Origin of the sequence: Reyranella humidisoli (assembly GCF_019039055.1) — a bacterium.
GTDB lineage: Bacteria > Pseudomonadota > Alphaproteobacteria > Reyranellales > Reyranellaceae > Reyranella > Reyranella humidisoli.
The window spans coordinates 3,348,986-3,361,002 of the sequence record NZ_JAHOPB010000001.1; the positions used below are offsets into that span (position 1 = coordinate 3,348,986).

Annotated in this window: 13 protein-coding genes; 5 read left to right on the forward strand and 8 right to left on the reverse strand. The window is 65.6% G+C overall.

The genetic code is table 11. From position 1 onward, the window contains the following. Positions 1-59: 59 nt before the first annotated feature. The 5 genes from KQ910_RS16265 (at position 60) to KQ910_RS16285 (ending at position 5,331) form a co-directional block, all read left to right on the forward strand. Positions 60-2,120, forward strand: a complete 2,061-nt coding sequence (locus KQ910_RS16265) for an NAD(+) synthase (protein ID WP_216962402.1) — start codon at positions 60-62, stop codon at positions 2,118-2,120. 80 nt (positions 2,121-2,200) lie between these two features. Next, a complete protein-coding gene (locus tag KQ910_RS16270) occupies positions 2,201-2,608 on the forward strand; it encodes a rhodanese-like domain-containing protein (RefSeq protein ID WP_216962405.1) in 408 nt (135 codons plus the stop codon). 10 nt (positions 2,609-2,618) lie between these two features. Further along, a complete protein-coding gene (locus KQ910_RS16275) occupies positions 2,619-4,220 on the forward strand; it encodes a class I adenylate-forming enzyme family protein (RefSeq protein WP_229600425.1) in 1,602 nt (533 codons plus the stop codon). Between the two features lie 8 nt (positions 4,221-4,228). Continuing rightward, on the forward strand, positions 4,229-4,699 hold the full coding sequence (locus KQ910_RS16280; RefSeq protein ID WP_229600426.1) for a DUF3237 domain-containing protein: 471 nt from the start codon (positions 4,229-4,231) through the stop codon (positions 4,697-4,699). Next, on the forward strand, positions 4,699-5,331 hold the full coding sequence (locus KQ910_RS16285) for a LysE family translocator (RefSeq protein WP_216962408.1): 633 nt from the start codon (positions 4,699-4,701) through the stop codon (positions 5,329-5,331). The genes KQ910_RS16280 and KQ910_RS16285 overlap by 1 nt, the downstream gene beginning before the upstream one ends. A gap of 39 nt (positions 5,332-5,370) precedes the next feature. Here KQ910_RS16285 and KQ910_RS16290 read toward each other — a convergent pair whose 3' ends face one another. The 8 genes from KQ910_RS16290 to KQ910_RS16325 form a co-directional block, all read right to left on the reverse strand. Next, entirely contained in the window at positions 5,371-6,225 is an 855-nt protein-coding gene (locus KQ910_RS16290; RefSeq protein ID WP_216962411.1) for an alpha/beta fold hydrolase, read from the reverse strand. Position 6,226: 1 nt separating this feature from the next. Continuing rightward, the gene (locus KQ910_RS16295) at positions 6,227-6,610 is read right to left on the reverse strand and encodes a hypothetical protein (RefSeq protein ID WP_216962413.1); all 384 of its coding nucleotides are present in this window, start codon (positions 6,608-6,610) and stop codon (positions 6,227-6,229) included. Then, entirely contained in the window at positions 6,607-7,308 is a 702-nt protein-coding gene (locus tag KQ910_RS16300) for a DUF6134 family protein (protein ID WP_216962415.1), read from the reverse strand. Before KQ910_RS16300 ends, KQ910_RS16295 begins: the two co-directional genes overlap by 4 nt. Before the next feature lie 47 nt (positions 7,309-7,355). Continuing rightward, complete coding sequence (locus KQ910_RS16305) at positions 7,356-8,540, reverse strand: CaiB/BaiF CoA transferase family protein (protein WP_216962417.1); 1,185 nt, start codon at positions 8,538-8,540, stop codon at positions 7,356-7,358. A 130-nt stretch (positions 8,541-8,670) separates the two neighbouring features. Beyond that, on the reverse strand, positions 8,671-9,027 hold the full coding sequence (locus KQ910_RS16310; RefSeq protein ID WP_229600427.1) for a cupin domain-containing protein: 357 nt from the start codon (positions 9,025-9,027) through the stop codon (positions 8,671-8,673). After that, on the reverse strand, positions 9,024-9,980 hold the full coding sequence (locus KQ910_RS16315) for a hydroxymethylglutaryl-CoA lyase (protein ID WP_216962419.1): 957 nt from the start codon (positions 9,978-9,980) through the stop codon (positions 9,024-9,026). Before KQ910_RS16315 ends, KQ910_RS16310 begins: the two co-directional genes overlap by 4 nt. A gap of 29 nt (positions 9,981-10,009) precedes the next feature. Further along, on the reverse strand, positions 10,010-11,518 hold the full coding sequence (locus KQ910_RS16320) for a tripartite tricarboxylate transporter permease (protein ID WP_216962421.1): 1,509 nt from the start codon (positions 11,516-11,518) through the stop codon (positions 10,010-10,012). A gap of 1 nt (position 11,519) precedes the next feature. Continuing rightward, positions 11,520-11,969 (reverse strand): tripartite tricarboxylate transporter TctB family protein, encoded by a 450-nt coding sequence (locus tag KQ910_RS16325; RefSeq protein WP_216962423.1) that lies wholly within the window; start codon positions 11,967-11,969, stop codon positions 11,520-11,522. Between the last annotated feature and the right edge of the window lie 48 nt (positions 11,970-12,017).

The following is a 12,017-nucleotide window of genomic DNA, read 5'->3' on the forward strand; positions in this document are numbered from 1 at the left end:
CAGCAGGCCTTGATTGGAAATCCCGACCGGGGCACCAGTAGGGAATGGCTGGAGGCCCGATGTCCGATTTCTACTCGCTCTATTCCCATGAGTTCGTGCGCGTGGCGTGCTGCGTGCCGCGCACCCGCGTGGCCGATGCCGCCTACAATCTCAGCGAGACGCTGAAACTCGCGGGGCAGGGCGACAAGGCGCGTGCCGCCGTCATGGTCTTCCCCGAACTGGGCCTGTCCTCATATGCCATTGAGGACCTCCTGCTGCAGGACGCGCTGCTCGACGAGGTCGAGAGGTCGATCGCCAAGGTCGTCGAGGCCTCGCGCAAGCTCTTCCCGGTGCTGATCGTCGGCGCGCCGCTCCGGGTCTCGGGCCGCCTCTACAACACCGCCGTCGTCGTCCATCGCGGCAAGGTGCTGGGCGTGGTGCCAAAAACCTACCTGCCGAACTATCGCGAGTTCTACGAGAAGCGGCATTTCATCTCCGGCGCCAACGTGCTCGGCCACGAGGTCGAGCTGCTGGGCGAGACCGTGCCGTTCGGCACGGATCTCCTCTTCAAGGCGGCCGGCATCGATCTCACCTTCCATGTCGAGATCTGCGAGGACGTGTGGGTGGCGATCCCGCCGTCGAGCCACGCCGCGCTCGCGGGCGCCGAGCTGCTGGTCAACCTGTCGGCCAGCAACATCACCATCGGCAAGGCGGAGGCGCGGCGGCTGCTTTGCGGCAGCCAGTCGATGCGTGCGGTCGCGGCCTATGCCTATTCGGCGTCGGGGCCGGGCGAATCGACGACCGACCTCGCCTGGGACGGCCATGCCGCGATCTACGAGATCGGTGACCAGCTCGTCGAGTCCGCGCGCTTCGAGAAGGACTCGACGATGATCCAGGCCGACGTCGACCTCGGTCGCATCCGGCAGGAGCGCCTGCGCTACAACGGCTTCGCCGATTGCGCGCTGCAGGAGAAGGAGAGGGTCGAGCGCTTCCGGACGCTTTCCTTCGCCTTCGATCCGCCTAAGGAGAGCGTGGCGCTGGATCGCGCGATCGAGCGCTTTCCCTACGTGCCGTCCGATCCGGCCAAGCTGCGCGACAATTGCTACGAGGCCTACAACATCCAGGTCCAGGGACTGGCGCAGCGCCTGCAGTCGAGCCGCACCGAGAATGCCGTCATCGGCGTGTCGGGCGGCCTCGATTCGACCCATGCGCTGATCGTCATCTGCCGGGCGATGGATCGCCTCGGCCTCAGCCGCAAGAACGTCTTCGCCTACACGATGCCGGGCTTCGGCACGTCCGACAAAACCCACACCAATGCCTGGCGGCTGATGAAGGCGCTGGGCGTCACGGCGGCGGAGATCGACATCAAGCCGGCGGCGACGCAGATGCTGGCCGATATCGGCCATCCGTTCGGCCGCGGCGAGAAGGTCTACGACATCACCTTCGAGAACGTGCAGGCGGGCCTGCGCACGGACTACCTCTTCCGTCTCGCCAACCAGCAGCGCGGCATGGTGGTCGGCACCGGTGACCTCTCCGAACTCGGCCTCGGCTGGTGCACCTACGGCGTGGGCGATCACATGTCCCACTACAATCCCAATGGCTCGGTCTCCAAGACGCTGATCCAGCACCTGATCCGCTTCGTCGCCGCGTCGGGCGACGTCAGCGCCGAGACGGCCGAGATCCTGCACGACATCCTCAATACCGAGATTTCGCCCGAGCTCATTCCCGCCGGCGAGAAGGGTGTGGTGCAGGCGACCGAGAGCTTCGTCGGTCCCTATGCGCTGCAGGATTTCAATCTCTTCTACCTGACGCGGCTGGGTTACCGCCCGTCGAAGATCGCCTTCATGGCGTGGAACGCCTGGCACGACATCGGCAAGGGCGCGTGGCCCGCCAACATGGATGAGGACACGCGGCGCGCCTACACGCTGGAGGAAATCCGCAAGTGGCTTGCGCTGTTCCTGCGGCGCTTCTTCACCAACCAGTTCAAGCGCTCGGCGGTGCCCAACGGGCCGAAGATTTCGTCCGGCGGATCGCTGTCACCACGGGGCGACTGGCGTGCGCCGTCCGACGGCAGCCCCGACATCTGGCTCGAGGAGATGAAGGCCATTCCCGAGACGAAGGCGAAGACCAGGAAGAAGTAGCCGGCTTCGGCGTCGCCGTCGTTTGCCTGTTCGGGCCAAAATGCTACCAAGGCCCGAAGGTGCAGCGTAGGGAGGATTCGATGCCGCTCGAGATCAAGAAGACGGTCCAGCAGATGGTCGACGAGGCCAACAGCCAGATCGAGACGTTGTCGCTGGCCGAAGCGATGAAGATCCACGGCCAGCCCGGCGTCACTTTCATCGACATCCGCGATATCCGCGAACTGTGGCGCGACGGCACGATCCCCGGCGCGATCAACGTGACGCGCGGCATGCTGGAGATGTGGATCGATCCCAAGAGCCCCTACGCCAAGGACTACTTCCAGACCGGCAACAAGTTCGTGTTCTTCTGCGCCGGCGCTTGGCGCTCGGCGCTGTCGACCAGGACCGCCCAGGACATGGGCCTGACCCCGGTGGCGCATTTCGAAGGTGGATTCGGCGCCTGGAAGAAGGCCGGCGGTCCGGTCGAGACGGTCGAGCCCAAGAAGTAAGTCGCGGCCGATGAGCCCCGACCAGCCTGTCGTTCCGCAGCCGGTCATCGACGACATCCCCGATTTTACGTCGATCCCGGCCCTGGTTGCGCGGCATGCGGGCAGCCATCCGGACAAGCCGGCGGTGAAATGCGACGGCGTGGTGCGGAACTGGGCCGAATTCGACAGGCGCATCAACCGGATCGCCCGTCGGCTGTCGGAGATGGGGCTGGGGCGGGGCGACAAGATCGCCATCCTTGCCGCCAATTCGATCGAATATCTCGAGACCTTCATGGGCGGGCTGCGCGCCGGCGTCTGCGTCGTGCCGTTGTCGACCATGGCGGCGGCGGACGCGCTCGAAAAGATGCTCGACGATTGCGACGCCAAGGTCCTGTTCCTGTCGGACCAGTACCGCGCGCTGGTCGAGCCCTACGAGGCGCGGCTGGGCAAGCTCGTCGAGGGCGGCCGCATCGCCTACGACTTCGTGCGGCCGGGTTGGCAGGATTTCGAGGCGTGGCTGGCGCCGGCGAGCGATGCGCCCTTTGCCACGGAGATCGAGCCGCTCGACGATTTCAACATCATCTACAGTTCCGGCACGACCGGTCTGCCCAAGGGCATCCTCCACTCGCACGCCCTGCGCAGCCAGCTGCCCATCCGGTTCCCGGCCTTCGACTACGGCCCCGACACGATCTCGCTGGTGTCGACGCCGCTCTATTCCAACACCACGCTGGTTGCGCTGCTGGCGACAGTCGGTGTCGGCGGCACGTCGATCCTGATGCGCAAGTCCGACGTCGTGAAGTTCCTGGAGCTGGCCCAGGCCGAGCGGGTCACTCACGCGATGCTGGTGCCGGTGCAATACCAGCGCATCCTGGCGCATCCCGATTTCGACAGATACGACCTCGGCGCCTTCAAGACCAAGCTGTCGACCAGCGCACCGCTCCGGGCACAGGTGAAGGAAGACTGCGTCAAGCGCTGGCCCGGCCGCCTGATCGAGATCTACGGCCTGACCGAGGGCGGAGGGAGCTGCATGCTCGAAGCCAACCTGCATCCCGGCAAGCTTCATACGGTCGGCACGCCGGGTTTCGGCGTCGAGCTCCGGATCCTGGACGAGCAGGGCAAGGAACTGCCGCAAGGCGAGGTCGGTGAGATTGCAGGCCGCGCCGAGATGATGATGAAGGGCTACTACAAGCAGGACGACAAGACGCGCGAACTGTTCTGGTACGACGAGAAGGGCCGCCTGTTCTTCAAGTCCGGCGACATGGGCAGGATCGACGAGGACGGGTTCCTGATCCTGCTCGATCGCAAGAAGGACATGATCATCTCCGGCGGCTTCAACGTCTATGCCGCCGACATCGAGGTCCTGCTGCTGAAGCATCCCACCGTGATCGATGCCGCGGTGATCGGCGTGCCGAGCGACCAGTGGGGCGAATCGCCGATGGCGCTGTGCGTGCGCCGCGACGGCGCTGCCCTGAGCGAAGAGGCGTTGCGCGAATGGGCGAACGGCCAGCTCAGCAAGACGCAGCGGCTCGTCGCCGTCGAATTCCGTGACTCGCTTCCGCGCAGCACCATCGGCAAGATCATGAAGCGCGAACTCCGGGCTCCCTACTGGGAAGGCCGGACGGCCAAGATTTGAGGATTACCATGACCGGACCAATGCTGCGTTCCGCCCATCTCTTCACGCTGACCCTGCAGGTCGACCCGAACTTCACCGACGTGGGCGAGACGCCCTATGGCCGCCGCCGCATCGCGACGGTCACGGGCGGCACGTTCGAGGGCGAGGAACTGCGTGGCACTGTCCTGCCGGCGCCGGCCGGCGACTGGTTGCTGCAGCGACGCGACGGCATCCTGATGCTCGACGTGCGCCTCACGCTGAAGACCGACGACGGCCATCTCGTCTACATGAGCTATCGCGGCATGCGGCACGGCCCGGCCTGGGTGCTCGAGCAGCTCAACAAGGGCGAGAAGGTCGATCCCAGCCAGTATTACTTCCGCGCCACGCCGTACTTCGAGACCGCATCGGAGAAGTACCGCTTCCTCAATCGCATCGTCTGCGTCTCGACCGGCCGCCGCGACCCCACCGGGCCGGTCTACGAGGTCTTCCAGATCCTCTGATGGTTGATCTCTCGACGCTCGCCTTGTTCGGCGTCGCGGCGCTGGCGCTCACCCTGACGCCGGGCCCCGACATGCTGCTGATCGCTTCGCGCAGTGCGAGCCAGGGCAAGGCGGCGGGCTTCGCGACCCTGGCCGGCATCCAGGTCGGCACCTACTGCCACGCGCTGGCGGCGGCATTCGGCCTGTCGCAGCTATTCCTGATCGTGCCCGTCGCCTACGACGTCGTGCGCTACGCCGGTGCGGCCTATCTTCTCTATCTCGCCTGGAAGACGGTGCGCTCCGGCGCCGTGACGGCTGCACCCGAGGCCGGCGCGACCCGTCACGCCATCGGCACCATGTTCCGACAGGGGCTGCTGACCAATATCCTGAACCCGAAGATGGCCCTGTTCGTGCTGGCGCTGTTCCCGCAGTTCGTCCAGCCGGAAGCGGGCTCGGTCGCGCTGCAGATCATGGTGCTGGCGACAGTGCTCAACGCAGTTGGCCTGGTGGTGAACGGCGCTGTCATCCTGGGCGCCAGCCGCCTCGGCCGCGTCTTCGCGAGCCGGGGCCGCTTCCGCCGCCTGCCGCAATACTTCCTCGGCGCCGTCTTCGCCGGCCTGGCGACGAGACTGGCGTTCGACTCGAGGCGCTGACTATCAACGGGGCTCGTAACTGCCTCGACCTGCTTCGTCCTATCCTTTGGGTGCCGCGATCCTCTCCAGCACTGGCAGGATGTACTCGCGGAACCTGGCCGGGTTCTCGCTCATCGGGAAATGGCCCAGCTCCTTCATGACCTGCACATGGGCGCCGGGAATCTGCGCCGCCGTCCGCAGCGTGTCCTCGGCGGTGCAGGAGAAGTCGTACTCGCCGGTCAGCAGGTAGAGCGGGCAGACCCCGGTATCGATCGACTTCACCGTCTCGCGCAGGTCACCGTCGACGCGATAGAAATAGAGATCGCCTTTGAAGATGCCGGGCCCGCCCTGCATGTACATCCACAGCGTCTCGTGGCGGCTGACCGGCGGGCTCTGTGGTGCGATCAGGCCGGAGATCAGCGCCGCGCACACCTCGCCGCCATGGACGTCCGGACGATGCAGCCACGACGTGTCGTACCAGGGCTGCTGGAAGTCGGCGGCCTCCAGGGCCACCAGCGCACGGAACTCGGCGGCATGGGCGATCGCGAGATTGAGCACGATGCGGCCACCGATCGAGCAGCCCATCACCACCGGCTTGTCGAGTTCCATGGCCTGGCAGAAGGCCCGGATGGCGGCGGTGTAGGAGGCCGTCGTCAGCCGGTATTCGGTCGTCTCCCAACCGGTGGGCGGTGTCGACTTGCCGTGCCAGGGCATGTCGAAGGCCAGCACGCGGTAGCGGCGGGTGATTTCCGGGTCGGCCAGCAGGTGGCGGAACTGGCGGTTGTCGGCGCCGGCCGTGTGCAGGCAGACGAGGGGAATGCCTTGTCCCGCTTCCTCGAAATAGATGCGATGCGGCGTGCCGTCGATATCGAGCCGCACGTACCGGCCGACCATGGGATCGAGAACGGGTGCCATTTCAGTTGGCCTCCGGCAGCCGGCGAGGTAGCGCCAGCAGGTCCTTGAAATATTGCAGGTTCTGCAGAAGGGGACGCAGGTCGCCTTCCATTGAAGCGGCGCCCCGCTTGGTGAGCGCGAACAGGTCGTGCCAGCCCGGCTCGGGCATGCGGCGCCAGTGATGCCGCCAGGCCTCGTCGCTGCCGCGTATCGTGAAGACCGTCGACCTCATCAGCCGCGGTCCGCGGTCGAGGGTGGCGAGGGAGCCATCCTTCAGCGTGAGGTGGAAGGGCTCGCTGCCGATGTCGACCCGGCACTCGACGCTCAGCCAGCGGCCACGTCTCAGGAGATCGGTATCGTCGGCGAGGAGTTTGGGCAGTTTCGCGAAGCAATCCGCAGGTGTCATTCCTGCAGTATGTACTCGATCGTCGATCCGTCGGAAGCCTTGAAAGCGGACTTCACCCAGCGGCCGCGGTCGTCGAACCACTGATCCATCTGGACGTCGCCGGTATAGGTGTAGCGGGTCGCCTCCAGGGTGCCGTTCGCGGTTTTGATCGTCTCGCGGCCCCGAGGCGTGATCTGGACCTTGGCCAGGGCGCCGTTCTGGGAGTTGAGCATCGCCGACTGCTTGACCTGATTCAGGTTCCAGTGGGTCGAGGGAAGGGTGCTCGACGGCAGCGTGGCCTGGTTCGGGGTTCCCTGCTGGAAGCCGACGTCGCTCGCCGTCATCTTGGGCGCGCCGCTGCCTTCGCGCACCACCGCCAGACCCGTGGCGTCATTCCGGGCCTTGATCCCGAACTTGGTGCCGTTGTCGTCGGTCTGGGTCGCGATGGATTCGAACGTGTTGCCGTTCCAGACTTCCTGACCGCGATGCATGTAGCGGTACATCGTGAGGCCGAGCGCCTTGACCGCGAAGTCGATCGAGGTCGTGACGGTGCGCTTGTCGCCGTTCTGCTGGAAGGTAAGCGTGTGCGTGCCGATACGCTCGCCGTTGCGGAATGCGGCGAAAACATGGCTAGGGCCGTAGGGAAAGTCGGCGGTGGCCTGGGCGGCGGCCGAGCCGCAGCCCATGAGCATCAGTGCAAGGATCAGTCGGCGTTTCATCGGTGGCTCCTGGTCCTTATACGCACCGGGCGGCCGCCGGATCCCTCTCAAACGACCCGATCGGCCTTGAGCCTGGCGATAACGGCCGCATCATACCCCAGTTCCTGCAAAATTTGTTCCGTGTGCTCGCCGAGTTGGGGGGCCCGGCGGCGGATGGTGAGGGGCGTGCGGGAGAGCTTCACGGGTTCCTGCAGCACCGGCACCGGCATCTTGGCCCCGGGATACTCCATCGAGTGGAAGAACTTCGCTTCCTGGACGTGCTTGTCGTCCAGCGCCTGCTGAGGCGTATAGACCGGGCCGGCAGGAATGCGGTTGGCCTCCAGCGCGGCCAGCGCCTCGGCGACGGTTCGGGTGTCGCACCACTTCTGCATGATGGCCGAGAGGGTCTCGCCATTGTCGCCGCGGGCAAGGTCGTCCTTGAAGCGCGGATCGGCCGCCAGCGTGTCGTCGCCCATCAGCTTGCACCAGCGCACGAACAGCGGCTGGCCGATGGTCATGGCGTAGATCCAGCCGTCCTTGCACTTGAAGGTGTCGGACGGGCCGGCGGTGAAGCCGCGGTTGAGCGTGGCCACGCGGTTGAGATTGAGCATCGCCTGCTCGATCAGGTGGCTGTTGGTGATATTGATGGCCGTGCGGAGCAGCGCGGTCTCGACTTTCTGCCCCTTGCCGCTCTTGGCGCGGTCCATGAGAGCGGCCAGCACGCCTACCGTGTTGAGCAGGGCGGTGCCGAAATCGACGACGGGTGCGTTGATGCGGGTCGGCGTCTCGCCGTCGCCGGAGAGGTGCATGGCGCCGGACATCGCCTGCCCGATCGTGTCGAAGCCGACGCGGGTCTTGTAGGGGCCCTCCGAGCCGAAGGTCGAGGTGGTGGCGAGGATGATGCGCGGATTGATGGCCGAGATGGTCTCGTAGTCGATGCCCATCTTCTGCAGGTCTTCGTAGGGCAGGTTGGCGATGACGATGTCAGACCTCGCGACCAGCTTCTTCACGATCTCCCGGCCCTCGGGCTTCATCGGATTGAGGGTGAGGCCGAGCTTGTTCCGTCCCATCTGCAGGAACATGGCGCCATCGCCGCCCTCGACGACCGGGGTCACCCAGCGGTCCTCGCTGCCCTCGAGCTTCTCGATCCGGATCACCTCGGCGCCAAGGTCGGCCAGCATCGTGCCGCAGAACGGACCGGCGATGTAGCGGCCGAAATCGAGTACGCGGATTCCTTCGAGAACGCCTGACATGTGACCTTGTCCTCCCTCGCGCCGGGCACGGATGGGCCGGCTGCAACGGAGCATTAGCAGAGGTCGCCCGGCCGTTCTATTCGCCTCGGCCGCCTGGCGTCTCGGCCGCCTGGGGCCCGGCCGCGGGCGCTCAGTCGAAGAAGGTGTTGGGCTTCAGGAAGACCGCGAGCATCAGGCAGCCCTCGTCGGTCCAGGCGTCGTGGCGGCTTCCCGCCCGCCGCCAGACATAGTTGCCGGCCCGGCAGACGCCGGCGTGATCGGCGAACGAGCCTTCGAGCACATAGGTCTGTTCGATCGCGACATGCTCGTGCGCCGGGAGGCGGGCGCCCGGCGCCCAGCGCATCAGCACCGTCGAGAGGCCGCTTTCCTTCTGCTCCATCAGGATCTTCCAATCGACCCCGGGAAAGCGCGTCGGCTGCCACGGCATGTCCCCGACGTCGACATAGGTCGAGTCAGGGACCACGCCCGCCAGTGTCTCGGCGTTCAAGCGGCCACCTTGCGGCGCGCAGCCTTCAGCGTGCCGCCGCGCATGAGGTGGCCGGGCAGGGGACGGCCGACGATCTCCTCGGCAAGCTTCGCGACGTCGATCAGGCGCTCGATGTCGAGGCCGGTCTCGACACCCATCTCCTCGCACATGAAGGCGAAGTCCTCGGTGCAGATGTTGCCGGCCGCGCCGTCGGTCGCGGCGAAGGGACAGCCGCCGAGCCCGGCGACCGACGCATCGAATTTCGTGACGCCCATGCGCAGCCCGGCATAGGCCGCCGCCGCGCCAGTGCCGCGCGTGTCATGGAGGTGGAGCGAGATCTCGAGATCGGGCCACTTCGAGCGCACCGCGCCGACCAGCCGTTCGACGGAGGCCGGGGTCGCCCAGCCCATCGCGTCGGTGAGCTTGATGCCCTTCAGCTTGAAGCCCGCCAGCTCGGCCTCGTCGAGCGCCAGCTGGACGCGCTGCAGGATGAGGTCGGTCGAGAGTTCGCCTTCGTAGTTGCAGCCGAATGCGCCGAGGATGGTGCCCCATTCGACCGGCATGCCGCGATCCTTGAAGGTCTTGAGCGACATGCGCTGCTCGACCATGGCGTCCGGGACCGACTTGCCGATGTTCTTGCGGGAGAATGTGTCGGAGGCGGTGACGCGCACGCCGCCATCGACATGCAGAGGGCCCCGAAGCGCGCGCTCGAGGCCCTGCTGGTTCAGCCACAGCGCGCTGTACTGCACGCCGGGCTTGAGATCGATCCTGGCCGCGACTTCCTCGGCATCGGCCATCGTCGGCACGCGCTTCGGATTGACGTAGGAGACGCAGGCGATGTGCTTCAGCCCGGTGTCCGCAAGCGCCTCGATGAGGCGGACCTTGTCGGCCACCGGGATCATCTTCTTCTCGGACTGGAAGCCCTCGCGAGGACCCTCCTCGTTGATCGTCACGCGCTTGGGCAGGTCCGACATCTTTTCCTCCTGGTGTCAGGAGGAGGGCATCAGCCCTCCTCTTCGACGAATGCTTCTTTTCTCGCCTTCTTGAAGCTCGGTATGGCCATCAGGAGCAGCAGCAGCGCCGTCGTGATGAGCAGACCGAGGCTGATCGGGCGCTCCAGGAAGACCATGGCGTTGCCACGCGAGAGCAGCATGGCACGCCGGAAGTATTCCTCCATCTGCGGACCCAGAACGAGGCCAAGCAGGAACGGAGCACCTTCGCAGCCCAGGCGGACGAAGATGTAGCCCAGAACGCCGAAGACGGCGACCTGCATGACATGGAACGTACTGTTTTGCAGACTGTACGCACCGATGCAGCAGAAGAGCAGGATGGCCGGTGCCAGGAAGCGGTAAGGCACCGTCAGCAGTTTCACCCAGATGCCGATCATCGGCAGGTTGATGATCACCAGCATGGCGTTGCCGATCCACATCGAGGCGATCATGCCCCAGAACAGGTCGGGCTTCTTGGTCATGACCTCGGGACCCGGCTGGATGCCCTGGATGATCATGGCACCGACCATCAGCGCCATGACGGCGTTGGACGGGATGCCGAGCGTGAGCATCGGGATGAACGAGGTCTGGGCGGCGGCGTTGTTGGCCGCCTCGGGCGCCGCGACGCCCTCGACCGCGCCCTTGCCGAACTGGCCCGGATTCCTCGAGATCTTCTTCTCGAGCGTATAGGCCGAGAAGGCGCCCAGTGTCGGGCCACCGCCCGGAAGCACGCCGAGGGCTGCACCGAGGAACGTGCCGCGCAGCGCGGCGGGAATCGCCCGCCGTACTTCGTCCGCGGTGGGCCAGAGCGAGGTGACTTTGATGGTTCCCCCGCTTCGGGTCAGGTGTCTCTCAAGATTGACCACGATCTCGGCGATGCCGAACAGGCCCATGGCGATCGGCGCGAAGTCGATGCCGTCGCTCAGCTCCGGGATATCGAAGGTGAAGCGCTGGGCGCCGGTGTTCACGTCGGTGCCGACCAGGCCGAACAGCAGGCCGAGGAACACCATCGCGATCGCCTTGGTGACCGAACCGCTGGCCAGGATGACCGCGGCGACGAGGCCGAGGGCCATCAGCGAGCAGTAGTCGGCCGGGCCGAACTTCTGCGCCATGCGCGTCAGCGGCTCGGCGAACATCACGATGATGATCGTGCCGACGGTACCCGCGAAGAACGAGCCGACCGCCGAGATCGAGAGCGCGGCTCCGGCGCGGCCATTGCGGGCCATCTGGTAGCCGTCGAGACAGGTCACGACGGAAGAGGACTCACCTGGCAGGTTGACCAGGATCGACGTCGTCGAACCGCCGTAAGCTGCGCCGTAGTAGATGCCGGCCAGCATGATGAGCGAGGCAGTCGGCGGCAGGTGGAAGGTGATGGGCAGCAGCATGGCGATTGTCGCCACCGGCCCGATGCCCGGAAGAACGCCGATCAACGTGCCGAGCACACAGCCCAGCAGGGCGTAGGTCAGGTTCTGGAACGTGAAGGCGACACTGAAGCCTAGCGATAGGTTGTCGAGAAGCTCCATCTCACCACACTCCGCGCACGATGTAGATATTCATGCCCAGCCCGACCTTGAACACGAGCGTGCAGAGGACGGCGAGCGCCACGATGAGGCCTATCACTTCCGTGATCTTGAACTCCTCGCCGGCCAGAGACGCAATCGTTACCAGCACGATCAGGGCAGGGATCAGGCCCGCCCGCTCGAAGAGGAGCGCGAAGCAGACGATGCCCAGCGTCACCAGCGTGATCGGCTTCCATTTCGGCGCTTCGACCGGATCGCTGCCACTCACGACAGCGATGATGCACACCAGAGCTCCCAGCCCGATCAGTATGAGAGAAAGCATGCGCGGCACGTAGCCCGGTCCCATGCGAACCGGTGTACCCAGTGCCAGTTTCTGCCCGACATAAAGGGCAATCAGTCCAAAGCCGATGAACATCAGCCCGGACAAGAAGTCCTTGCTTAGGAATCGATTCAACGATGCCTCCCCAGAAACGCGTCGTCTTCAGTTTGCTATTGGGTCCGA